The sequence below is a fragment of the Cognatundibacterium curvum genome, assembly GCF_014284235.1.
Taxonomy (GTDB): domain Bacteria; phylum Pseudomonadota; class Gammaproteobacteria; order Burkholderiales; family Burkholderiaceae_D; genus Undibacterium; species Undibacterium curvum.
In genome coordinates, this window is the sequence record NZ_JACOGD010000009.1 from 16,151 (window position 1) to 39,325 (window position 23,175).

Sequence of the window (23,175 nt, forward strand, 5' to 3'; positions counted from 1 at the left end):
GGAGCAAAAGATGAAAAACCAGGTTCAGCCTTTACAGTTTGTCGCCCCCGCTGATTTCCAGGCGCGCAGCAAAGCCGCTGTGAATGATCCTAAGCTGCGCCAGAGCTTTCGCGGCGCGATGGATTTTTTACAGAATAAACGCAGTGTGCAATTTCCGGATCAAAGCGAACTGGAACAATTACGCGATCTGGGCGAAGCGATACGTCAGCACGCGCTGGCACGCCTGCCGGATTTACTGGTACAGCTCGAGCTCAGGCTGACGCAAGCCGGTGTGCAAGTGCACTGGGCGCAAAATGCAGAGGAAGCGAATCAGCTGATTTTGCAGATCGCGCGCCAGCAACAGGCGACCCGTGTGATCAAGGGCAAGTCCATGGTCAGCGAAGAAATCGAAATGAACCATGCGCTGGAACAGCATGGCATTCATTGTCTGGAATCCGATATGGGGGAATACATCGTGCAGATGGCCGATGAAAAACCTTCGCATATCGTGATGCCCGCAATCCATAAAACCAAGCAGGATATTGGCACCTTATTTGCCGACAATATTCCCGATACGCCTTACAGCGAAGACGTCGATACGCTGATCCAGACGGGTCGCCGCGCGCTGCGTCAGGCCTTTATTGACGCCGACATCGGACTCTCAGGCGTGAATTTCGCCGCTGCTGATACCGGTACTTTGTGGCTGGTCGAGAATGAAGGCAATGGGCGTTTGACCACTACCGTGCCCGACACGCATATCGCCTTGATGGGGATAGAAAAAGTGGTGGAGAAACTGGAGCACATCGTGCCCTTGTCCAGTCTGCTGACGCGCTCTGCAACCGGTCAGGCGATCACCACGTATTTCAATCTGATCTCTGGTCCGCGCCGTGCCGGTGAAAAAGATGGCCCGCGCCAGATGCATCTGATTTTGCTCGACAATGGCCGCAGTCAGGCTTACGCCGATCAGCAATTGCGCAGTACGCTGCAATGCATACGCTGCGGTGCCTGTATGAACCATTGCCCGGTGTATGCGCGTATCGGTGGTCACGCCTATGGCACCACTTATCCGGGGCCGATAGGCAAAATCATTTCACCGCATTTGCTGGGGCTGGACAGCACCGCCGATCTGGCGACGGCTTCTTCATTATGCGGCGCCTGCGCGGAAGTGTGTCCGGTGCGGATACCAATTCCTGAATTGCTGATACGCCTGCGCACCGAGGCCAACCGCCATCCGCAAGAGCAGGTTGCACATCCTTTAAAAGGGCAGGGCGCACATTTTTCGCAAAGCGAAAAAATGATCTGGAAATTCTGGAGCGGCGCGTATGCCACGCCTAAGTTATACCGCAGCTTCCGCTGGATGGTGACGCGCTTCAGACATCTGACGCCGACCGCACAGATGGGCTGGACCGCACACCGCACCCCCTTAAAACCGGCCCCGCGCAGCTTTTCCGAATTGCTCAAAGACAAAGGGAAAACCGACTGAGCCGGGCCTGACACTGTTTCGTTGTAAGCCGCTACATTCAATTTAATAAATGCATATTGGAGGAGACCAGAATGCAAGTTTGGAATCAGATTTACACGCCCTTAGGGAGCCTGGGTTTATCGGCGCTGGTCGCCAGTATTCCTATCCTGTTTTTCTTTGTGGCGCTGGCCGTGTTTCGTATCAAAGGTCATATCGCTGCCGCCATCACGCTGGCGCTGGCATTGGCCGTTGCGGTGTTTGAATATGGAATGCCGCTGACGCAGGCGCTGGCTGCGGCTGGCTATGGTTTTGCGTATGGTTTGTGGCCGATTGCATGGATCATTATCACTGCGGTGTTCCTGTACAAAATCGTCGTAAAAACCGGTCAGTTCGAAGTAATACGCGCCTCGGTGTTATCGATCACCGATGATCAGCGTTTGCAGATGCTGCTGATCGGTTTTTCGTTCGGTGCTTTTCTGGAGGGCGCTGCAGGCTTCGGTGCGCCAGTCGCGATTACCTCTGCCTTGCTGGTTGGTCTGGGTTTCAATCCGCTGTATGCAGCGGGTCTGTGCCTGATCGCTAATACTGCGCCGGTGGCATTTGGTGCGATGGGGATACCGATTATCGTGGCAGGTCAGGTCACCGGGATTGATCCCTTCCTGATCGGTGCTACCGCTGGCCGTCAATTGCCTTTCCTGTCTGTATTCGTCCCATTCTGGCTGGTGTGGATGATGGATGGTTTTAAAGGTGTGCGTGAAACCTGGCCAGCCGCGCTGGTAGTGGGTGGCAGCTTTGCCGTGACCCAGTATCTGACGTCGAATTTCATTGGTCCTGAATTACCAGACATTACTTCGGCACTGGTCAGCCTGATCAGCTTAACCGTGTTCCTGAAATACTGGAGCCCGGCCAGCGCGCGTCAGGTGCAGCATGTTGGTGGCGGCGCCGCAGCCTTGTCGCTGCAAGGTGGCGCAGCACAAGGCAATGCCGGCAGCACACGTGAACAGCGTCGTTCCCCGTATTCCACCGCACAGACTATCCGTGCCTGGGCACCGTTTGGACTGCTGACCCTGATCGTTACGATCTGGAGCCTGAAACCCTTCAAAGCCTTGTTTGCAGCGAATGGTGCACTGGCTGGCACTGTCTTGAAATTCCATGTGCCGTTTCTGGATCAGCTGGTGGTGAAGACTGCACCTATCGTCGCCAGCCCTAAACCGTATGAAGCCATACTCAAACTCGATCTGCTGTCCGCGGTCGGCACTGCTATCCTGCTGACGTCTATTCTGTCTGCCATCCTGTTGCGTCTCAAACCACGTGATGCGGTGCTGGCATTCGCGGAAACTGTGCTTGAACTCAAGCGTCCGGTCTTGTCCATCGGCCTGGTATTAGGTTTTGCGTTTGTTGCTAATTATTCCGGCATGTCGTCGACGCTGGCGCTGCTGTTGGCAGGTACCGGTGTGGCGTTTCCTTTCTTCTCGCCTTTCCTGGGCTGGCTGGGTGTATTCCTAACTGGTTCGGATACCTCGTCGAACGCTTTGTTCTGCTCGCTGCAAAACACCACAGCTACCCAGATCGATGTGTCCAATACCTTGCTGGTTGCTGCGAATACGACTGGCGGTGTGACTGGCAAAATGATTTCACCGCAATCCATCGCGGTGGCCTGCGCTGCAACCGGACTGGTGAACCGGGAGTCAGAATTATTCCGCTTCACGCTCAAGCATAGTCTGTTCTTTGCCTGCGTAATCGGCATCATGACTTGCATACAGGCCTATCTGATACCGTGGACTATTCCACACTGATTTTGATAGATTGAATAGAGAAAACCCGCTGCTATGTTTACTGACAGCGGGTTTTTTTTAGTGCCTGGCGGATCGCAGACGCAAAAACGGCACCCGCAGGTGCCGTTCAGAGCAGAGCGTTGGCGTCTGTTTTACATGCCTAAAGACTTGAGCAATTCATCGTTATCATCGCTTGCGGCTGGCTCAGCAGCCGGCGCGGCATTGGCGTCCTGGCCTGATTGCTCGAAGTCCAGCAGTGCATCCGGATCCGGTATTTCATGCGCATCGAAATCATGCAGCTTGATGAATTCGGTACGGTCTATCGCCAGTTCCAGATAGAAGATATTATTTTTCTCAGTGAAGAAGGAGACGCGGCGCAGTTCCGGCCTGTCCAGCGGGGTATCCACACTCAACATGACCTGTTTGGTCAGCACCAGCATTTTCGGCTGATTTTGCGTGATATTGGTTTGCAGTTCACGACGTATCTTGCCGGTGAAATCACCCACGATCTGATTCATGAGTTCGCCCAGAATATTCGCGACTTCATCGGAAGTGAATGAGGTGGCCAGTTCCGATTTAGGCATGCCCATATTGAGCATGTATTTTTCATAGATTTCCAAGGCAGTCTCGCCGTTGAAATTCAACACGACCAGCCCTGAAAAACCGCCATCAAACAGTACAAAACAGCCGATGTCCGGCTTCAGACCGATCTTGGTAATACGCTGCACCATCGCGGAATAATGCACCTTGCTATGTGTCGCCACATTCAGAACGCGGATCACCGAGTTACACAAACTCGCCAGTAAATCCTCTGTTCCGTAGACGACACCCGTTTCTTCCGAGACCATGGTTAACTCCTTCATTTATTGCCTAAAAATAATCACGTCGTTCAAAATACACACAAATGTCCGGTTACCGTGTCACCAAACCGGTACAGACTGTGCGAATTCGTGATGGACGGTCGTGATATTGATGCTTTCAGTTGGGGATGGCGATTTTTCTCAATGATATTCAGATTGCGTGCTTAGGCAATTCATGTCGCTTTGTATTTGGCTATGCGTAATTTGAAATCTTGTCCCAGAAAAATACTTTCATCCAGATACAGGAAGAATACTGAACGAACGCTGCTGCGTCCACTTGTTTAAGCCGCCAGCGCTCAAATGGCGCAGCAGATGCCTGCTTAGCGGGTTTTTGGGTTGCCAAATAGCAACCAACACCTGTGATCTGTGATGAGGTGCATACAGCCTGACTTTCGAATGGCGAACAATCCAATGGTGTCACATCATTGGCGAGCGATCAACCAGGACATTGTTAGATTTTGCATGAAAGTGCAGGCGCCGAACTTTGGACCGCGAGTTTTTCGACTGACATATAAACACATCTTGCTAAGTATGTTCATTTAAGCGATCTGAATTGCTGGGTTCGACTGCCGGAATAATGTAATAAATTATTTATATAGCAATTTTATGGTTTTCAATGCATCGCTTATGTTGCGGAATAGGGACGTATTTGTAACGTTAATGTAATAATTTATATCGAATTGCTTACAAAAGTATCTTTTTTTACGGGTCTTATGGCTAATATAGCCATGAGTGAAAATTTTTTTACCAAGTTTGGATTGCTTGCTTGCTTTGTGAAAACTAATCGCTCAAATTTTCATCAATTCTCTGGATAACATTAATTATATGAGACACTATAAATCCATTTTATTAACCTCGACCGTAGGGATGATGGTTGCAGGTTGCGGGGGCGATTCCTCTCAGGGCGAAGTTGTGCCTCAGCCTCAACCTAAGGCTGAAGTCAATATCGACGTATTCGGCGCCAGGGGCAGCACCTTAACTGCGGTTATCAATAGCAGTAACTGCTTAACTGCACCAACAGTCAGCTGGGCTACCGCGGGTGGCGTGAAGCTCGGTAGCGGGCTCAGCATACAAGATACGCAACCCGATGCAGCAGTGGTAGCGACCGCCAGCTGCAATGATGTGACTGCTTCACAAACCTTGGCGGCTAACTCTGTCTTCAGCTCCGCTGCAGCGTTTGCAGTCCTGAAATCTGGAAGCCCGATTGCCTGGGGCAATCCGGTCTGGGGTGCGGGTAGTGCATTGTCCGCCACCATCACCAACGTTTCTCAGCTTTATCCTTCTGAGCGTGGATTTGCCGCTATTTTGCCTGATGCAACGGTGAAAGCATGGGGAAGTAGCTTTGTCGGTATTGCAGATCCAAAACTCGCCTATCCAGCCACCGGGGCAATTGCGACCGATCCTCTGACTGATGTTGCCTCGATTATTCCGGGTAAAGTCGCTTACTTTGCAGTAAAAAAAGATGGCACAGTAGCCGCATGGGGACGTGCCCGTGGCATGAAGGATCCTGATGTATTGATGGTCAATCAAACCTTGGGTTTCAGTCCTGCCGTAAAAGCTGCCATGAAAGACGTACAGACTATCGTCAGTAATGAGGGCTCTTATGCTGCCCTGAAAAAAGATGGTACGGTCGTTACTTTCGGTAAACAAAGTACTGGAGGAGATTCCAGTTATGTGACTGCTATCCTGAAAGATGTTACACAAATTGTAGGTGGCAATTACGACTTCCTGGCGCTGCGTAAAGATGGCACAGTGGTCAACTGGGGATACGGTTACGGACATACCGGAGACGACCAGTCGGTACCCGTTCCTGAAGTAACAGGGGCGGCCAGATTATTCATGAACGGTTATGCAGGCGTCGCGGTTGATGCTAAAAAAGCTGCGACCGCGTTTGGTTATGTCGGTGAAGTAGATTCCGCAGACGCCAGTTCAGTGGCTAAGTTACTCGTTAATGTCGCGCAGGTTTATTCGACCAATACTGCGTTCGCTGCCCTGAAAGAAGATGGCTCAGTCGTCGCCTGGGGCGACGCTATCCGTATGAATGACAGCCTGAATAAAGTTCAGTCCTCACTGGTCAATGTGAAGTCGATCGTGAATTCTGAGTACGCATTCGCAGCATTGAAACAAGATGGCAGCGTTGTTACCTGGGGTGATCCGCAAAATGGTGGTGACAGCTCAGCAGTGACGGCGCGTCTGACTAAAGTCGTGGCCATCACAGCTAACAAATATGCATTCGCTGCATTGAAATCTGACGGTACCGTCGTGACCTGGGGTATGGGCAGTAAAGGTGGCGACAGTGCAGATGTGGCCGCAAAGCTGGTCAATATTCGCGCCATTTATGCGACACCTTATGGTGCATTTCTGGCGGTAGCTAAAGACGGCTCTTACGTGACGTGGGGAGATGCCTGGGCGGGTGGTGATAGTAGTTCTGTCATCGCCAACCTTACCAAAATCCCATTTAGCAACTAATGCTGAATGCTCACGGAATGTAGACCCTGGAGACTCAATTTATGAAATTAATACTCAAAAAATCGGCATTTATCATTGCCGCCGCATTCAGTGCGGTTCTGGTATCTGGCACAACAACAGCGAATGTAACGACACCAGGCAAGGCCCGCGCAAACAGCCAACCGTCAGTGCAGGAAGAGTATCTGGATCAGATTATTGTGAAATATCGCAATGACCGTTTCAACGCAGAAGCGTATGCATCCTCCAAAGGCGTACGCAATGAATTGCTGAATTTGCAGGCCCAGCGCTTGTCCAGATTGCAGCAGGCTACGGCCAGCTCTGGTATGGCGTTTGAAATAAAACGGCAGTTAGCAACCGGTGCCTGGGTTTATAAGGCAAGCGGCAATCTCACAACTTCTCAGTTGCTGGCGTTGGCCAAGAAGATTGCTGCAAGTGACAGTTCGGTTGAATATGCAGAGCCGGATTACATCATGCACCGTCTTGCTGTCCCGACTGATCCATCCTATGCAAGCAAGCAGTGGGATATGCAGGAATCAAGTAAGCAGCCTGGTGGACTGAACGCACCGGCAGCATGGGATGTCACGCTGGGGCAAGGTATTGTGGTTGCAGTTGCTGATACAGGCTATGTTCCGCATGAAGATCTGACGGCAAATCTGATTCCTGCACAAGGTGGTCAGGCTGGACAATATGGCTACAACTTTATCTCCAGTTATGTGACTGCGCGTTTGCCTAAACCAGCCAGTGGAAACTCAGTGCGTGGGCCGGACGCGCTGGATATGGGGGATTGGGTAGATGCTAATTCCTCCTGCTTTAAATCGTCTGGTGCAGATGACAGTTCCTGGCACGGCACTCATGTGGCTGGAACGATAGCTGCGGCCGCCAATAATGGCAAAGGCATTACCGGTGTTGCACCGATGGCGAAAGTGTTGCCTTTGCGCGTACTGGGTCAATGTGGTGGCAGTACCTCAGATATTTCTGATGCCGTTGCGTGGTCTGCCGGACTGACCGTGCCTAACATGCCAGTCAATGCCAATAAAGCCAATGTGATCAATTTGTCGCTGGGCGGGATACATGCCTGCAGCAAAACCACAGCCGCTGCCTACAAAGCAGCAATGGATGCGGGAACTATCGTGGTGATCGCAGCAGGTAATGAAGCAATTGATGCCAAGCTGTCCAGCCCGGCGAATTGCCCTGGCGTAATCACTGTTGCATCGACTGATATCAATGGCGCGCGTGCTTCCTACTCCAACTACGGCGGCACAGTGACGGTTGCTGCTCCTGGTGGTGGCTTTACTAAAGCGGAAGATATCATTTTCTCGACGCTGCCAACTGGAAAAACCAGTTATACGGCGATGTCTGCTGCTGAAGTCAATGCCTATGGCGGCATGGCGGGTACTTCGCAGGCAACACCGCACGTTGCTGGTGTGGTTGCACTGATGCTTTCTGTGAATCCTAAGCTGACTCAGGCACAGGTCAAAGATCTCTTGATCAAGACCTCGCGCCGTCCGCCAGCTAACTGCCCGGCTTGTGGTGGCGGTATTGTCGATGCAGCAGCAGCAGTGAATGCAGCTAAAGCTAAATAACTAGCCGTGTAAACAAAAGCTGCTCACACGAAAGCAGCGCAAACGAATTAACCCCGGGAAGTTTTTCCGGGGTTTTTTTATGCTGAAAATCTGAGTGATAACATTGATGCAGATGGATATTGCCAAGGTGAGATCTGCTTAGCTTTGAAGGCGTACAGTCCTTTGAAATTCAAGCTGGTGATATTTTTTGCTGAGGAAAAAGCAAAAGCCCTTTGATTCTTGAAAATCAAAGGGCTTAGCATTCTGGTGGTGATAGGTGGACTTGAACCACCGACCCCAGCATTATGAGTGCTGTGCTCTAACCAGCTGAGCTATATCACCGAAAGACCGACATTATGGGCAGTTTCGACGACCTTGTCAAGCGTCGTTCAGATATTTATAGGTGGTGTCGAGTATGCTGAGCAGTGGGCGCGCGCTCAGGCAGTCGATCACGTGGCGCTCAGGCATGGAGCGTAGCCAGGTGATCTGGCGCTTTGCCAACTGGCGGGTGGCGATGATGCCGCGTTCACGCATTTCTTCGTAACTGCATTGCTGATTCAGATAATCCCAGGCCTGGCGATAACCGACGCAGCGGATAGATGGCAGGTCGGCGTGCAGTTCTGGTCTTTGTTTTAAGGCGCGTACTTCATCCAGAAAGCCTTGTTCCAGCATCAGATCAAAGCGGCGTGCGATACGCTGATGTAGAACCGAGCGTTCGCTCGGTTCCAGCGAAATAGACAACATAGGAAAGTCCGGGCCGCTGCGTACTTGTTTAGCCAGCAGTGCCGACATGGCCTGGCCAGTCAGATGGTAGATTTCCAGTGCGCGTTGTATGCGCTGGCTGTCATTTGGCGCCAGTCGTGCTGCGGTATCCGGATCGACTTGCGCCAGGCGCGCATGCAAGCCGGGGACACCTATGCGTTCGGCTTCTGCATCAAGTTCAGCACGCAGCGCTGCATCGGCTGCGGGCAGTTCATCGAGTCCGTGTTTGAGTGCATTGAAATACATCATGGTGCCGCCCACCAGCAAGGGCAGTTTGCCGCGGCTTTGTATATCCTGAACTAAGCGCGCTGCGTCTTTACGAAAGCTGGCGACCGAATAACTGTCTGCCGCATCGATGATGTCGATCAGGTGATGCGGTACCGCTGCCAGTTCTTCGGCGCTGGGCTTGGCGGTGCCTATATTCATATCGCGATATACCAGTGCAGAATCAACCGAAATGATTTCGGCTGGCAGATGGCGCGCGATTTCCAGTGCTGCAGCCGTTTTACCGGATGCGGTCGGGCCCATAATCGCGATGGCTTTATTGGTTAACTTCATGTATTTCTTACTTTCTTGAGGCAGCGCAGCTGCTTACTACATACAGCGGGCAGCCAGTTCTGCAAGCGTGGCTTACTGGCCGCGCAGGAACATTTTATCCAGGTCTTGCAGCCCCAGCTGCACCCAGGTTGGCCGTCCGTGATTACATTGATCGGCGCGCTCGGTTTGTTCCATCTGGCGCAGCAGTGCATTCATTTCCGGGATAGTCAGGCTGCGGTTGGCCCTGACTGCAGTATGGCAAGCCAGTGTGCCCAGCAATTCATTACGACGGTCTATCAGTACGCGTGAGCCGCCAAATTCCCTCACATCACGCAGTACATCTCGCGCCAGCGACTGGGCATCGGCATTTTTCAGCAAGGCCGGTACCGCGCGTACTGCCAGTGTGGTCGGCGAAATCGCAGTCATATCAAAGCCCAGGGTTTTCAGGGTGTGCTGATGCTCTTCCACTGTTGCGACTTCAATGGTATCGGCATAAAACGTCACCGGTATTAGCAATGCCTGTACCGGCATACTGTCTTCATCGAGTGCATTTTTCAATTGCTCATACAGGATGCGTTCATGCGCGGCATGCATATCGACCAGCACCAGGCCTTTGGTGTTTTGCGCCAGTACATACACGCCGTGTAACTGCGCCAACGCAAAGCCCAGCGGATTTTCATCAGCAGGTAATTCACGTGCTGGCAGCGTGGCAGGGTGGGGCTCAGATACTGCAGCGGTCTCAGGTGCCTGAAATAGGGCGCCATAGCGCGCCAGATTTTGCGAGATACCGCCTTGTGCTGCGGGTCGTGGCCAGGCTGCTGGGTAGGAAGAGCCAGCACCGGTATAGCCGGGCGTACTGCCAGCATAGGGCGAGGCGGCTGCAAATTCCTTGGCAAAGCTGCCTTGCTCGCCGGCGACCCAGGGCATGGATTTCCCGGCCAGTACTGCAGTTGCACTGGCTGCAGTGGCTGGCGCTGGCACGGTGCCGAAGGCGGTTGCGGAGGTCTGTGCCAAGGCGCGCTGTACCGCATGGAATACAAATTGGTGGACCGCGCGGCTGTCGCGGAAACGCACTTCAATTTTTGATGGATGTACATTCACATCGACCAGCGCCGGGTCCAGATCCAGTGCCAGCACGTAGGAAGGATAGCGGTCGCCGTGCAGAACATCCTGATAAGCGGCGCGCACCGCATGGGTCAGCAGCTTGTCACGTACAAAACGGCCATTCACATAAAAAAACTGCGCATCTGCACGGCCTTTGGAAGCAGTCGGCAAACCGACAAAACCATGCAGCCGTAGGGGGCCGGCGCTTTCATCCAATGGCAGCCGCGCGCCTGCAAAATTCTCGCCGAGGATTTGCGCGCTGCGTTTGTCGATTGCGCTCACATTCCAGTGATCGACCGCTTTGCCATTATGACTTAGTGAGAAAGACACATCTGGCCGCGCCAGTGCTATGCGGCGCACCACTTCGGCGCAATGGCCGAATTCAGTCTGTTCGGACTTCAGGAATTTACGCCGTGCCGGAGTGTTGTAGTACAGATCCTGCACATCGACTGTCGTACCGGGCGCGCCGGAAGCGGGTGAAATCTGTCCATTTTCAATTTGCCAGGCATGCGCCGCATCGGCTGTGCGCGTGGTCAGCGTCAGTAAGGATACCGAGGCGATCGAAGCCAGTGCTTCACCACGGAAGCCCAGCGTCGCGACATTTTCCAGCTCCGTCAGCGAAGAGATCTTAGAGGTCGCATGACGCGCCACTGCCAGTGGCAGCTGCTCGGGCGGGATGCCGCGTCCATTGTCTGTGATGGCGATGCGTTTCACACCGCCTTCTTCCAGCCGGATATGGATATTGCTGGCACCCGCATCAAGCGCGTTTTCCAGCACTTCTTTGACGACAGCGGAAGGGCGTTCCACCACTTCACCCGCAGCAATCTGCGAAATCAGGTGGTCGGGCAGCGCCTGGATAGGCCGGACAGACGGAGGGGAGGGAGTATGTGCATTCATTCCTGCGATTATACCTTTGCTGAGCGGCCTTGCCTTCCATTCTGGCATGCTTTCAGCCTTGCGCGGCATGCGCCTTAGTGTATGATTGCGGCGGTTTCCTTACTTGAGGTGAAAATGGATTTGATGCAACTCTTAGACATGGTTTTGCATGTCGATAAAATGCTGGGGCAAGTGATCGCGAATTACGGAACGATGGTGTACGTTGTGCTGTTTGCTATCGTGTTTTGTGAAACTGCGTTTGTCATTTTTCCATTTTTACCGGGCGACTCTTTGTTGTTCATCGCAGGCGCTTTCTGCGCGACCGGTGCCATGAATCCCTGGTTGCTCGTGATTTTGCTGTTGATTGCATCGATCTCCGGTAACACCATCAATTACTGGATAGGCAGCCTGATCGGGCATAAGGTGATGGAACGCGATTACCGCTGGATAGACAAAAATGCCTTGAAAAAAACCCATGAATTCTATGAAAAGCATGGCGGTAAGACGGTAGTGCTGGCGCGTTTCGTGCCCATCGTGCGCACGTTTGCACCTTTCGTCGCCGGTTTCTCCGACATGACGCACCGTACCTTCCAGCTGTATAACGTGTTGGGTGCCTTGTTCTGGATCCTGAGCCTGGTGCTGAGTGGCTATTTCTTTGGCAATATCCCTTTCATACAAAAGAATCTGAATACCATCGTCTTAATCGGCGTCGGTGCTGCGGTGATCCCACTTTTGCTGGGCGCATTGTGGAAACTGTTTCGCCGCGTCGCCAGCAAGGCCTGAAGTGGCTGCGCTGCCATGAAAGCTGAGCGGACTTCGGCCAGACTGATCTGTGTAGGATTGCGGCAGTTTCCTGACTTGAGGTGAAAATGGATTTGATGCAACTCTTAGACATGGTTTTGCATGTCGATAAAATGCTGGGGCAGCTGATCGCGAATTACGGAACGATGGTGTACGTTGTATTGTTTGCTATCGTATTTTGTGAAACTGCGTTTATCATTTTTCTGTTTTTACCCGGAGATTCGCTGTTGTTCATCGCAGGTGCTTTCTGTGTGACGGGTGCCATGAATCCCTGGTTGCTGGTGGTTTTTCTGCTGATCGCGTCGATCTCGGGAAATACCGTCAATTACTGGATAGGCAGTCTGATCGGGCATAAGATGATGGAGCGTGATTACCGCTGGATAGACAAGAATGCCTTGAAAAAAACTCATGATTTCTATGAGAAGCATGGCGGTAAAACGGTAGTGCTGGCGCGTTTTGTACCTCTCGTGCGCACGTTTGCGCCTTTCGTCGCTGGCATTTCCGATATGACGCACCGTACCTTCCAGCTGTATAACGTGTTGGGTGCCTTATTCTGGATACCGAGTCTGGTGCTGACTGGCTATTTCTTCGGCAATATCCCTTTCATACAAAATAATCTGAACGCGATTGTCTTAGCCTGTGTCGGTGCTGCGGTGATCCCACTTTTGCTGGGCGCATTGTGGAAGCTGTTCCGCCGCGTCGCCAGCAAGGCCTGAAGCAACTGCGTTGCGATGAAAGCAGAGCGAACTTCGGCCAGACTGATCTGGATACATCCGGAGGCGCCGGCTAAGCCCGCTGAGGGCTTGCCCTGTAATGGCTGTGGAATCTGTTGCGCTGCCGAGCCTTGCCCGGTAGCGCAATTTTTTTTGTGGCAGTTTTCCGGCAGTTGCCGCGCTTTGCAATGGAGTGAGCAGGATGGCTGCTACCGTTGCGGCATGCTGATCCAGCCTTCTGCTTACTGGCGCTGGCTGCCGCGCTCCTGGGATGCCTGGTTTGCTCGGCGTGTGCGACGCTGGATAGCAGCCGGTACCGCCTGCGATTCGAACGCCTGGCTGGAGCCTGCGCCGTCCGCCGCTGAGCGCGGGACGGACAGCACGGAGTGCTCCGGGCGCGCCGATTAAGCCATGCGGCTTTTGGCTAAAGGTGGATTTTTAGAGAAATACTTTTTGACGCCTTTGACGATGGCATCTGCCATCTGATCCTGATAATCGCTATCGGTCAGGCGTGCCTCTTCTTCTGGGTTGGAAATAAAGGCAGTCTCAATCAATATGCTGGGAATATCCGGCGCTTTCAGCACTGCAAAGCCGGCCTGTTCTACCGCGCCTTTATGCAGTTTGTTGATACCGCTGATTTCGTTCAGTACGACTTTTCCCAGCTTCAGACTGTCATTGATCTGTGCCGTGGTGGACAAATCCAGCAGCACACTGGCCAGCTGTTTATCATGGGTTTTGATGTTGACGCCACCAATCAGATCCGCTGCATTTTCCTTATCTGCCAGCCAGCGTGCGGCCGTCGATGACGCACCTTTTTCGGATAAAGCAAACACCGAGGAACCACGCGCCGATGAATTGACAAAGGCATCCGCATGGACCGACATAAACAGGTCAGCCTGCACCGCACGTGCTTTTTCCACCCTGACGTTCAAGGGGACGAAATAATCGCCATCACGCGTCAGCATCACCCGCATATTCGGCAGCTGCTCAATCTTTGCCTTGAGTCGTTTGGCAATCGCCAGCACCACGTCTTTTTCACGGCTGCCATTGCGTCCCAGCGCGCCCGGGTCTTCGCCGCCATGGCCGGGATCAATCGCAATTGTAATCAGGCGACTGACTGACTTTTCGCGATATTTATCACCTTTTTCAGCCAGCTGGGTGTCGGTTTTTTCCGGTTTTTCTGGTTTTTCCGTTGGCTTATCGCCGCGTAATTCGGGTTTGCCAGTACTATTGTTCAGGTTAGGGGTAGTCGGCGCAACTTGCTGTGGCATCGCTTCTTTTTGCCACTCGCCTTTTTCTATCAGCGCCGCCAACGGGTCGGCTGGCTGGGCCGGGTACAGATCAAACACCAGACGGTGTTTGTAGTTGCCTATCGGTTGTAGCGTGAATACCTGTGGATTGACTTCCTCCTTCAGATCAAACACCAGCCTGACCACATTCGGCTTATTCTGACCGACCCGCACCTGACGGATATACGGATCATTAGACTGGATTTTCGCCACCAGTTCTTTCAAGGTAGGATTAAGCTCCAGCCCCTCAATATCGACCACCAGGCGTTCCGGATTTTTAACTGTGAAATGATTGGTTTTCAGTTCGCTGTCATTTTCCAGCGTGACGCGGGTGTAATCTTCCGCTGGCCATACCCTTACCGCCAGGATCTTGGCGGCTTGTGCGGTGTGCGGTGCCATCACCGACAGCAATAGCGTGCCACCCGCTTTCAGCAGGGTGCGGCGTTTTTTGGCGTGGGTGGCGCCAGTCAGAGATTCGGAGCGAAGTGGAGTGATGCGAGACATGCGATACCTTTTGCAGACAACGCGTGCAATTCTACCTCACGACCATCACCGGCGACCGATAAATGCACATGCAAATCGGCTTCTGGCAGCACACCGGCAGCTTTTTCCGGCCATTCGATCAGGCACAAGGTCTGAGCATTCAGTTCTTCGCGAAAACCGGCATCAATAAATTCTTCGGGACTTCCCATGCGGTACAGGTCAAAATGCATGATCGTGGCCGGCTGGCCATGTAAATGCACTGCATATGGTTCAGCCAATGTATAGGTGGGGCTTTTGACGCTGCCCTGATGTCCGGCTGCATGGATCAGCGCGCGTGTCAGTGCAGTTTTACCGGCACCCAGATCGCCGTGTAAAAACACCAGCATGCCAGGCTGCAGTACCTGCGCCAGACTTTTTCCTAATGCCTGGGTGGCCGCTTCATCGTGCAGGGTAGTTTTATAATGTGACATTTCCAGCTAAATCTCTATTTTTCTATTCATGAATTTGCCTAACATAGCATATCGCTCCATCCTTGTGTGGCCACAACTGCCGTGTGCGGGTACTCACACAAATGCAAAGAGCGTGCGATGACGTTGCTGCCCGACCAATTACAGGCGCTCGCGCAGCGTATCAAGGACTGGGGACGCGAGCTGGGTTTTGCTGAAATCCGGATTGCCGATATTGATCTGAGTCATGCGGAAGCTGGCTTGCAGCGCTGGCTGGACGCTGGCTACCATGGCGAAATGCAGTACATGGCGGCACATGGCATGAAGCGCTGCCGTCCGCAGGAACTCGTGCCGGGTACGTTGCGCGTGATTTCAGCGCGTATGAACTATCTGCCCAATGTGCCTGATAGCGAGGGCTGGCGCGCACGCGAAGCCGGTCGTACGGCCAAGGATGCCGTGATTTCTGTGTATGCCAGGGGACGCGATTATCATAAGGTATTGCGCAACCGGCTACAGCAACTGGCCGACCGCGTACAGCAGGAAATCGGCCCTTTCGGCTATCGCGCGTTCACCGATTCCGCACCCGTGATGGAAGTTGCACTGGCCAGTCAGGCTGGACTGGGCTGGCGCGGCAAACACAGTCTGCTGATCAGTCGTGATGCGGGTTCCATGTTTTTTCTGGGCGAGCTGCTGGTCGATATTCCTCTGCCCATCGACGCGCCTGTGACTGAGCATTGCGGGCAGTGCTCGTCGTGTATCACGGCTTGCCCGACCCAGGCCATCGTCGCACCTTATCAGGTCGATGCGCGGCGTTGTGTGTCGTATCTGACGATAGAGTTGCAAGGTTCTATACCGGTTGAATTGCGCAGCCTGATAGGTAACCGGGTGTATGGCTGCGACGATTGTCAGCTTGCCTGCCCATGGAATAAATTTGCGCAAAAAGCAGTGGTGGATGATTTTGCAGTACGCCACGGGCTGGATCGTGCACGCATGGTGGACTTGTTTTTGTGGAGCGAGGAGCAGTTTTTACGCCATATGGAAGGCAGTCCTATCCGGCGCATCGGCCATGAAAGCTGGTTACGCAATCTGGCGGTAGGACTCGGTAATGCCGCTGGCGAGCATTATGCTGATGCGGAAATCGTGCAGGCTTTAGCTGCTCGCGCCGAGCATCCGTCCGCCATGGTCAGAGAGCATATCCAGTGGGCTTTGCAACAGCATGGCGTGACTTTGCCCGCTTAGGGCCTGACTACGCTTAACCAGAATGGCAGGCTTAGCGCTGATAATAAAGTGCTGGCCGATACCAGAAACGCGACGAAGGGTCCATTGCCACCCATGCGTGCCGCCAGCACGAACGCACTGGACGCGGTAGGCAGCGCGCAGAAAATGACGACGATCTGCAATTGCAGCAAGGGCAGTTGCAGATAGCGGCCGATCAGCCAGCCTGCAGCAGGCAGTAACAGCAGTTTGATGCTCAGAAAACTGGCAGCATATCCTTTGGCTTCATGCAAACCGCTGAGGCGGATACCGGCGCCGACGGCCAGCAAACCCAGTGCAATTGAGGCGTTACCCAGTCTGGATAAAGTCGCGGCTACGCCATCCGGCAGATGCCACCCCAGCAGGCTGAAAATCACACCACTGGCGGTGCCGACTACTAAGGGATTACTTGCGATTTCTTTGAGCAGGCGGCCACTGTTATGGGCCAGCGCATAGACGGCTGCCATATTGCATAGCGGGACCAGGAAACCGATCAGGATGGCCATTAGTCCTGTGCCTTGCTCACCTGCGAGGCGGGAAGCGATCGCCAGGGCGATATAGGAATTGAAGCGGAATGCAGTCTGCACGCCGGATTCAAAATAACGTGGTGGCGCTTTGAAGATAAATTGTGTGAGCCAGCCCAAAGCCATAGCGCAGCAAGTCGCGGCGATGCCGGTCTTGAGCATATTGCCAGTCGCATGAAAATCAAACTGGGTTCTGGCAGTGGTGTAAAACAGCAGGGCAGGGAACAGGAAAAAATAGACCAGCTTTTCCACTCCGGCCCAGAAATGTCCGCCCCAATGCTGTTTGCGCGCGAGCAAAAAACCAAGCAAGATCAGACTGAAATCGGGGAGCAGCAGGTTGAAGACGGACATAGTGACACAAAGTAGACTGGCTGAAGTGGCCTGACTATAGCAGGCCTGCGTATCCTGTTTAGGATACAGATGTGGATTTATTTGAGCAGACCAGCCAGTTCTACCGCTGTTTTGACTTGCATCTTATCGAAAATATGCGCACGGTGGACTTCGACGGTACGCATGCTGATGCCCAGCTCATCGGCAATCACTTTATTCATTTTTCCTAGCAAAATCAGATCCAGCACTTCTTTTTCGCGCGCCGACAGACTGGCCAGACGTTCATGGATTTGTGCCGTGACACCGGCTTCGCGTGACATCGCCAGTGCTTCCAGTACGCGGTCCATCAGCTTATTATCGTTGAAGGGTTTTTCAAAAAAATCAAAGGCACCGCGCTTGAGGGTATCGACCGCCATCGGTACATCGCCATGACCGGTCAGGAATATAACAGGCAAACGCTTGGTCAGTTTTCTGGCCGACAGCATATCGAACAGGCTGGTGCCGGACAGGCCTGGCATACGTACATCCAGTAACACGCAATCACCCTCGGTATCGAAGCGGAAGCCTTGTTCCAGCCCAGCCAGAAACTGTTCGCTGCTGGCATAGCCGACGGCAGCAATCTGGCGCGAACGGGCAAGCCAGGACAGAGAATCCCGGATCACTTCTTCGTCGTCGATGATGTGTAACATAGTCTCTCCACACGGGTTGTTAAGTGCCTGCTAGGCTTTTTTCTATGCATGGCGGGCCTGAGTGCGACCCCGGCAAACTCAGGCGATATCAGCCATGCGCGGCAGTATTGTCTTCGCTGATGACGGGCAACGCAAGCCGGAATATCGTACCGCCCTCAGGATTTGCACTATGGGTCAGCTGCCCGCCATGAAATTCTATGGCTGTTCTGCAAATATTCAGACCCATCCCCATTCCACTGTTCTTAGTTGAAAAGAAGGGGGAGAACAGTTTTTCTGCAACCTGCTGTGAGATGCCGTGCCCGCGATCAATCACCAGAATCTGAATGCGCTGCATTGTCTCATCATAGCTGATTTGCAGGCGTAAAATTTTTTGTGATTGTGCCGTATTTTGCATCGCCTCTATCGCATTCCGGGTCAGATTCAGCAAAACCTGCTCCAGTAGTACCGGATCGGCCAGCAAAGCCGGCAAAGGATCGTTCATGTCGGCATACACCGTAATGTGGGAGGGCTGCGCCTGTAATTCTATCAGTGGCAAAACGCTGTTGATCACATCGCGTATGTGTATGCACTGGCGGTCTGGATCGCGTTTTTTGACGAAGTCATACACGCTGCGTATGATCTGGCCCGCCCGCTGCGCCTGGGTATTGACCTTACCCAGTGCGCTTTGCAGCAGCGTAGGGTCTGCGACACCAGCCTGTATCAGATTCGATGCAGCGGTGGTATAGCTGGAGATCGCAGCCAGCGGCTGATTCAATTCATGCGCCATCATGGAGGCCATTTCCCCCATGGTCGCCAGTTTGGCACTCGCATGCAGCTTTTCTTCTTGCTGACGCGTGATTTCCTGCGCATGTTTGAGTTCAGAGATATCGAGTATCGAGCTCATCCAGCCGGTTTGCTTGCCTGATTCATCAATCAGCGGAGATTCATAAATCAAGACCTGGATACGTTCACCGTTGGCATGCTGATAGATGGTTTCAAAACCGTCCTGCGGGACCGAGCCCGCCAACAACTGACTGAAACGTTCCTGATATTCCTCATAGGCTTCCGGTGCCCAGTAAGGCATGGGCGGAACGCGGCCTATGATTTGTTCCGCCGGATAGCCAACCATCTTGCAAAAAGCCGGATTCACATAAGTCAGACGACCATGCATGTCGCGCGCGCGCAGCCCGGTAACCAGCGAATTCTCCATCGCGGTACGGAAAATCACTTGCTGACGCAGCGCACCTTCGGCGGCCAGCCGGCGGTTAATGTCGCGCCATAAAGCCAGCAGACTCCAGATTAAACCTATCGACAGCAGCACTATCGTGACGACCAGCAGATTAGACAGAATTTTTGGCTCAGTCTTGGTACTGTTGGTGCGCAAGATCAGACTCAGTTCAGGCAATTCCAGCGTGCGGTTATGGGTGTAGACGTTTTTGCCCACCCCACCGGAAGCGCGGCTGGCATACACCGTATCATCAATGTCGAGGATGGAAATCTGATTTTCCTGCGCAAACCACCAGGGCACCAGTTCTTCCAGGATGCCATTGGCCAGGTAGCTGATCACGATATTGCCGTAATGCGTGTTTTGCTTATACAGTGGCACCTGACAACTGATCAGATAGCTGTTTCTCTGCGCCTCAGCATCCAGCGCAGGCAGAAAGCAGCGTGTCTTGCGGTCGATTTCGAATACGCTGGATACCAGAGTGTGCGGTGGGGGGCCGGATTTGGATGGCGCCCCTTTTTTTTCGGTTGAGACCACCGTTTCGCCTTCCGGCCCTAACCAGCTGATACGGGCGATTTCACGGTTACTGGACAGCAGTTGCTGAAAGCGCTCCAGCACGGCTTTGGGCTGTATCCCTGCCGTCACCACATCGGAACCGATTTGTCGCACCACTTCATCATTGCGGTCTAACTGAAAGATGATGGCCTGCTCCACCCACAGGGTATCGGCGATCAATTGTTCCTGGCGCTCGTTGGCCTCCATCTTCTGCGCCTGCCATGGCAGCCAGATCAGCGTTGCCAGAAACAGAGCCAGCAACAGGATAGGTATCATCCAGCGCCATTTCTGATTGGGCCAGGTTTGCGATTGGTAGAATTTTTTCATGCCGTATAGTGTAATCGACCTGGCGCAGCGCTGATACTGACGCATACACAACACGTAGTGGTTATCCACAGTAGTATAGCTATAGCTAATTTTGAATAATCACATAAAATCAATAAATTAACTATAAGCAATAGTGTTGGCAAGCTGTTGCACTTTTCAATAATAACGTTCCGGAGACCAGCATGAAAATCAAGACACTACTTTTTTCCCTGTTAACCGCCTCCCTGGTGAGTGGTGTCGCGCATGCGCAGGCTCCCATCGTGATCAAGTTCAGTCATGTGGTCGCCAGTGATACGCCAAAAGGTAAAGCGGCCGAACGTTTTAAAGAGCTGGCTGAAAAAGCCACTAAGGGACGCGTTAAAGTCGAGCTGTATCCCAACAGTACCCTGTACAAGGACAAAGAAGAGCTGGAAGCCTTGCAACTGGGCGCGGTGCAAATGCTGGCGCCTTCACTCGCTAAATTTGGTCCGCTGGGCGTAAAAGAATTTGAAGTCTTCGATTTGCCATATATCTTCCCGAATAAAGATGTGTTGTACGCGGTGACGGAAGGACAAATCGGTAAGGATTTGTTCAAAAAACTGGAACCTAAGGGGATAACCGGCCTGGCATTCTGGGATAACGGCTTTAAAGTCATGTCTGCCAATAAGCCCATCCATCTGCCATCCGATCTGAAAGGGCAGAAATTACGTATTCAATCTTCCAAGGTGCTGGACGCACAGATGCGTGCCCTGAGTGCCAATCCGCAGGTACTGGCGTTCTCTGAGGTGTATCAGGCATTGCAGACTGGCGTAGTGGATGGTACAGAAAATCCGCCATCGAATCTGTACACACAAAAAATGCATGAAGTGCAGAAGCATGTGACGGTGACCAATCACGGCTATCTGGGCTACGCCGTGATCGTCAATAAAAAATTCTGGGATGGCTTGCCGGCGGATGTACGTACAGAACTGGATGGCGCGATGAAGGCGGCCAGCAAATATGCTAACGCGATTGCGCAACAGGAAAATGACAATGCTTTAGAAGCGGTACGTAAATCCGGCAAGACCACAGTCTATGTCCCGACTGATAAAGAGAAAGCAGAATGGCGCAAGGCCTTGCTGCCAGTGCAGAAGGATATGGAAGGCCGCATCGGTAAAGATCTCATTGCGAATGTGAATAAGGAAGCGGTCCGTCTGGGCGCTAAGTAAGCTGTTTCGATTCGTGCAGGCGTTTGCAAAAAAATCTGCAGCGCCTGCTTCTGCATGCTCCTTTCTCTGTTCAGGATACATGATGAAATTTCTCAATCATCTGGAAGAGTGGCTGATCGCATCCCTGATGGGCGCTGCGACTCTGGTTACGTTCTTCGCCGTATTGCATCGTTATCTGTCTGGCTTTGATATCCCCGTGGTACAGGATGCGCTGCTGAAAATGAATACCAGCTGGGCACAGGAACTGACTATCTATATGTTTGTATGGATGGCCAAATTCGGTGCAGCCTATGGTGTGCGCACCGGCATACATGTGGGAGTCGATGTACTGATCAATAAACTGTCGCCAACCCGGCGCAATCACTTTGTTATCCTGGGCTTGCTGGCTGGCGCTATCTTCACCGGAATTGTCGGCACCCTGGGCGGCAGTTTTGTGTGGGAGATTGCGCATACTGACCAGACTTCGGCGGATCTGGAAATCCCGATGTGGTGGGTGTATCTGGCTATCCCACTGGGTTCTTATCTGATGTGCTTCCGTTTCCTGCAGGTGTGCTGGACGTTTATCAAAACCGGCGAATTGCCTAAGCACGATCATGCCCATGTCGAAGGTCTGGAAGAAGAGGTGAAAGCATGAACGCCGCCATCATTTTTATCCTGTTGCTGGTCCTGATGCTGACTGGCATGCCGATCTCGATTTCGCTCGGTCTGACGGTTCTGACCTTCCTGTTTACGATGACACAGGTGCCGATAGAATCGGTCGCACTGAAATTGTTCACTGGTATAGAAAAGTTCGAAATCATGGCGATTCCGTTCTTTATTCTGGCCGGTAATTTCCTCACCCATGGTGGCGTAGCGCGGCGCATGATTAATTTTGCGGCGTCTATGGTTGGCCATTGGCACGGTGGTCTGGCATTGGCGGGTGTCATGGCCTGCGCCTTGTTTGCTGCGGTGTCCGGCTCTTCACCTGCCACTGTGGTGGCGATAGGATCGATTATTTTGCCAGCGATGGTGAAGCAGGGTTATCCCAAGGGCTTTGGTGCCGGGGTCATCACAACTTCCGGCGCGCTCGGGATTTTGATTCCACCGTCTATCGTGATGGTGATGTATTCGGTCTCTACCAATACCTCGGTCGGGCAGCTGTTTATGGCTGGCGTGGTACCTGGCTTATTACTCGCGTTCTTCCTGGGACTGACGACCTGGTTCCTGGCCCGCAAGCATAATTATCCGCGTATGCCCAAGGCCAGCTGGAGTGAGCGTCTGGTCGCTTTCCGCAAAAGCGCATGGGGCCTGTTGCTGATCGTGATCGTGATGGGCGGGATTTATACCGGCATGTTTACGCCGACCGAAGCGGCTGCGGTATCTGCGGTGTATGCGTTTGTGATCGCGGTCTTCGTGTATAAGGACATGGGCTTGAAGCAGGTGCCCAAAGTCTTGCTGGATTCTGCCTCCATGTCGGCCATGCTGCTCTATATCATTACGAATGCGGTCTTGTTCTCCTTCCTGATGACCAGTGAAAATATCCCGCAGGCGATGGCGGGCTGGATCATGGACAAGGGTTTTGGTGTAATCAGCTTCCTGCTGGTGGTGAACATCCTGTTGCTGTTAGCCGGCAATGTGATGGAACCCTCATCCATCGTGCTGATTATGGCGCCCATATTGTTCCCGGTTGCGATGAAGCTGGGTATAGATCCGGTTCATTTCGGTATCATTATGGTGGTCAATATGGAAGTCGGTATGTGCCATCCACCGGTAGGGCTCAATTTGTATGTCGCATCTGGTATTACGAAAATGGGGATTACCGAACTCACAGTCGCCGTGATGCCTTGGCTGTTGACCATGGTGGCTTTCCTTTTATTGATCACTTATGTGCCGCAGATCACCATGTGGCTGCCAAATCTGATTTACAAATAAGCGTATAAAGCTATTGTAAATTTTGATAAGACCAGGCTTAGCCAGTCTATGCTTGGTCTTATTTTTGTTTACCACA

Annotated in this window: 19 protein-coding genes and 1 tRNA gene; 11 read left to right on the top strand and 9 right to left on the bottom strand. The window is 52.7% G+C overall.

The window, feature by feature from the left end; translation table 11 throughout:
* Positions 1–10 precede the first annotated feature (10 nt).
* The gene (locus H8K43_RS16130) at positions 11–1,462 is read left to right on the top strand and encodes a LutB/LldF family L-lactate oxidation iron-sulfur protein (protein ID WP_186904793.1); all 1,452 of its coding nucleotides are present in this window, start codon (positions 11–13) and stop codon (positions 1,460–1,462) included.
* Between the two features lie 71 nt (positions 1,463–1,533).
* Positions 1,534–3,237: a lactate permease LctP family transporter gene (locus H8K43_RS16135; RefSeq protein ID WP_186904794.1), complete on the top strand. Its 1,704-nt coding sequence runs from the start codon at positions 1,534–1,536 to the stop codon at positions 3,235–3,237.
* Between the two features lie 131 nt (positions 3,238–3,368).
* On the opposite strand, the gene H8K43_RS16140 is transcribed toward H8K43_RS16135, so the two are convergent.
* On the bottom strand, positions 3,369–4,064 hold the full coding sequence (locus H8K43_RS16140) for a DUF3334 family protein (RefSeq protein ID WP_186904893.1): 696 nt from the start codon (positions 4,062–4,064) through the stop codon (positions 3,369–3,371).
* A 924-nt stretch (positions 4,065–4,988) separates the two neighbouring features.
* On the opposite strand from H8K43_RS16140, the gene H8K43_RS16145 reads away from it, so the two are divergent.
* Complete coding sequence (locus H8K43_RS16145) at positions 4,989–6,545, top strand: RCC1 domain-containing protein (protein ID WP_186904795.1); 1,557 nt, start codon at positions 4,989–4,991, stop codon at positions 6,543–6,545.
* A gap of 41 nt (positions 6,546–6,586) precedes the next feature.
* Complete coding sequence (locus H8K43_RS16150; protein ID WP_186904796.1) at positions 6,587–8,128, top strand: S8 family peptidase; 1,542 nt, start codon at positions 6,587–6,589, stop codon at positions 8,126–8,128.
* Between the two features lie 244 nt (positions 8,129–8,372).
* Here H8K43_RS16150 and H8K43_RS16155 read toward each other — a convergent pair.
* From H8K43_RS16155 to mutL, 3 genes are all read right to left on the bottom strand, one after another.
* A tRNA-Met gene (locus tag H8K43_RS16155) sits at positions 8,373–8,449 on the bottom strand.
* Positions 8,450–8,485: 36 nt separating this feature from the next.
* Complete coding sequence (gene miaA, locus H8K43_RS16160; protein WP_186904797.1) at positions 8,486–9,427, bottom strand: tRNA (adenosine(37)-N6)-dimethylallyltransferase MiaA; 942 nt, start codon at positions 9,425–9,427, stop codon at positions 8,486–8,488.
* Between the two features lie 72 nt (positions 9,428–9,499).
* Positions 9,500–11,407, bottom strand: a complete 1,908-nt coding sequence (mutL, locus tag H8K43_RS16165; protein WP_186904798.1) for a DNA mismatch repair endonuclease MutL — start codon at positions 11,405–11,407, stop codon at positions 9,500–9,502.
* 114 nt (positions 11,408–11,521) lie between these two features.
* On the opposite strand from mutL, the gene H8K43_RS16170 reads away from it, so the two are divergent.
* The 3 genes from H8K43_RS16170 to H8K43_RS16180 all read left to right on the top strand — a co-directional run bounded on the left by H8K43_RS16170 (position 11,522) and on the right by H8K43_RS16180 (position 13,308).
* Positions 11,522–12,169, top strand: coding sequence for a VTT domain-containing protein (locus tag H8K43_RS16170; RefSeq protein ID WP_186904799.1), 648 nt, complete (start codon positions 11,522–11,524; stop codon positions 12,167–12,169).
* A gap of 86 nt (positions 12,170–12,255) precedes the next feature.
* The gene (locus H8K43_RS16175) at positions 12,256–12,903 is read left to right on the top strand and encodes a VTT domain-containing protein (protein WP_186904800.1); all 648 of its coding nucleotides are present in this window, start codon (positions 12,256–12,258) and stop codon (positions 12,901–12,903) included.
* A gap of 15 nt (positions 12,904–12,918) precedes the next feature.
* Positions 12,919–13,308 (top strand): hypothetical protein, encoded by a 390-nt coding sequence (locus H8K43_RS16180; RefSeq protein WP_186904801.1) that lies wholly within the window; start codon positions 12,919–12,921, stop codon positions 13,306–13,308.
* On the opposite strand, the gene H8K43_RS16185 is transcribed toward H8K43_RS16180, so the two are convergent.
* Together H8K43_RS16185 and tsaE are read right to left on the bottom strand one after the other, a co-directional pair.
* Positions 13,305–14,693 (bottom strand): N-acetylmuramoyl-L-alanine amidase, encoded by a 1,389-nt coding sequence (locus H8K43_RS16185; protein ID WP_186904802.1) that lies wholly within the window; start codon positions 14,691–14,693, stop codon positions 13,305–13,307. The genes H8K43_RS16180 and H8K43_RS16185 overlap by 4 nt on opposite strands.
* On the bottom strand, positions 14,657–15,142 hold the full coding sequence (gene tsaE / locus H8K43_RS16190) for a tRNA (adenosine(37)-N6)-threonylcarbamoyltransferase complex ATPase subunit type 1 TsaE (RefSeq protein WP_186904803.1): 486 nt from the start codon (positions 15,140–15,142) through the stop codon (positions 14,657–14,659). Before tsaE ends, H8K43_RS16185 begins: the two co-directional genes overlap by 37 nt.
* 117 nt (positions 15,143–15,259) lie before the next feature.
* On the opposite strand from tsaE, the gene queG reads away from it, so the two are divergent.
* Positions 15,260–16,357 (top strand): tRNA epoxyqueuosine(34) reductase QueG, encoded by a 1,098-nt coding sequence (gene queG, locus H8K43_RS16195; RefSeq protein WP_186904804.1) that lies wholly within the window; start codon positions 15,260–15,262, stop codon positions 16,355–16,357.
* Here the strand turns inward: queG and H8K43_RS16200 are convergent.
* The 3 genes from H8K43_RS16200 to H8K43_RS16210 form a co-directional block, all read right to left on the bottom strand.
* The gene (locus H8K43_RS16200) at positions 16,354–17,247 is read right to left on the bottom strand and encodes an AEC family transporter (protein ID WP_186904805.1); all 894 of its coding nucleotides are present in this window, start codon (positions 17,245–17,247) and stop codon (positions 16,354–16,356) included. The genes queG and H8K43_RS16200 overlap by 4 nt on opposite strands.
* A gap of 77 nt (positions 17,248–17,324) precedes the next feature.
* Complete coding sequence (locus H8K43_RS16205) at positions 17,325–17,915, bottom strand: response regulator transcription factor (protein WP_186881731.1); 591 nt, start codon at positions 17,913–17,915, stop codon at positions 17,325–17,327.
* Positions 17,916–18,003: 88 nt separating this feature from the next.
* Entirely contained in the window at positions 18,004–20,001 is a 1,998-nt protein-coding gene (locus H8K43_RS16210) for a PAS domain S-box protein (protein WP_230404050.1), read from the bottom strand.
* Positions 20,002–20,183: 182 nt separating this feature from the next.
* Between H8K43_RS16210 and H8K43_RS16215 the strand changes: the two genes are divergently transcribed.
* The 3 genes from H8K43_RS16215 to H8K43_RS16225 all read left to right on the top strand — a co-directional run bounded on the left by H8K43_RS16215 (position 20,184) and on the right by H8K43_RS16225 (position 23,099).
* On the top strand, positions 20,184–21,188 hold the full coding sequence (locus tag H8K43_RS16215; protein ID WP_186904806.1) for a TRAP transporter substrate-binding protein: 1,005 nt from the start codon (positions 20,184–20,186) through the stop codon (positions 21,186–21,188).
* Positions 21,189–21,270: 82 nt separating this feature from the next.
* Positions 21,271–21,822 carry a TRAP transporter small permease gene (locus H8K43_RS16220; RefSeq protein ID WP_186904895.1) on the top strand — a complete coding sequence of 184 codons (552 nt, stop codon included), beginning with the start codon at positions 21,271–21,273 and terminating at the stop codon, positions 21,820–21,822.
* Positions 21,819–23,099 carry a TRAP transporter large permease gene (locus H8K43_RS16225; protein WP_186904807.1) on the top strand — a complete coding sequence of 427 codons (1,281 nt, stop codon included), beginning with the start codon at positions 21,819–21,821 and terminating at the stop codon, positions 23,097–23,099. Before H8K43_RS16220 ends, H8K43_RS16225 begins: the two co-directional genes overlap by 4 nt.
* The last annotated feature ends 76 nt before the right edge of the window (positions 23,100–23,175 follow it).

Bases quoted from the DNA above. Each gene is read 5' to 3' on its own strand.
- H8K43_RS16220 (WP_186904895.1), top strand. From the start codon at position 21,271: ATGAAATTTCTCAATCATCTGGAAGAGTGGCTGATCGCATCCCTGATG.
- tsaE (WP_186904803.1), bottom strand. From the start codon at position 15,142: ATGTCACATTATAAAACTACCCTGCACGATGAAGCGGCCACCCAGGCA.
- H8K43_RS16130 (WP_186904793.1), top strand. From the start codon at position 11: ATGAAAAACCAGGTTCAGCCTTTACAGTTTGTCGCCCCCGCTGATTTC.
- H8K43_RS16180 (WP_186904801.1), top strand. From the start codon at position 12,919: ATGAAAGCAGAGCGAACTTCGGCCAGACTGATCTGGATACATCCGGAG.
- H8K43_RS16185 (WP_186904802.1), bottom strand. From the start codon at position 14,693: ATGTCTCGCATCACTCCACTTCGCTCCGAATCTCTGACTGGCGCCACC.
- H8K43_RS16175 (WP_186904800.1), top strand. From the start codon at position 12,256: ATGGATTTGATGCAACTCTTAGACATGGTTTTGCATGTCGATAAAATG.
- H8K43_RS16170 (WP_186904799.1), top strand. From the start codon at position 11,522: ATGGATTTGATGCAACTCTTAGACATGGTTTTGCATGTCGATAAAATG.
- H8K43_RS16210 (WP_230404050.1), bottom strand. From the start codon at position 20,001: ATGAAAAAATTCTACCAATCGCAAACCTGGCCCAATCAGAAATGGCGC.
- queG (WP_186904804.1), top strand. From the start codon at position 15,260: ATGACGTTGCTGCCCGACCAATTACAGGCGCTCGCGCAGCGTATCAAG.
- H8K43_RS16200 (WP_186904805.1), bottom strand. From the start codon at position 17,247: ATGTCCGTCTTCAACCTGCTGCTCCCCGATTTCAGTCTGATCTTGCTT.
- H8K43_RS16205 (WP_186881731.1), bottom strand. From the start codon at position 17,915: ATGTTACACATCATCGACGACGAAGAAGTGATCCGGGATTCTCTGTCC.
- mutL (WP_186904798.1), bottom strand. From the start codon at position 11,407: ATGAATGCACATACTCCCTCCCCTCCGTCTGTCCGGCCTATCCAGGCG.
- H8K43_RS16140 (WP_186904893.1), bottom strand. From the start codon at position 4,064: ATGGTCTCGGAAGAAACGGGTGTCGTCTACGGAACAGAGGATTTACTG.
- H8K43_RS16135 (WP_186904794.1), top strand. From the start codon at position 1,534: ATGCAAGTTTGGAATCAGATTTACACGCCCTTAGGGAGCCTGGGTTTA.
- H8K43_RS16150 (WP_186904796.1), top strand. From the start codon at position 6,587: ATGAAATTAATACTCAAAAAATCGGCATTTATCATTGCCGCCGCATTC.
- miaA (WP_186904797.1), bottom strand. From the start codon at position 9,427: ATGAAGTTAACCAATAAAGCCATCGCGATTATGGGCCCGACCGCATCC.
- H8K43_RS16215 (WP_186904806.1), top strand. From the start codon at position 20,184: ATGAAAATCAAGACACTACTTTTTTCCCTGTTAACCGCCTCCCTGGTG.
- H8K43_RS16225 (WP_186904807.1), top strand. From the start codon at position 21,819: ATGAACGCCGCCATCATTTTTATCCTGTTGCTGGTCCTGATGCTGACT.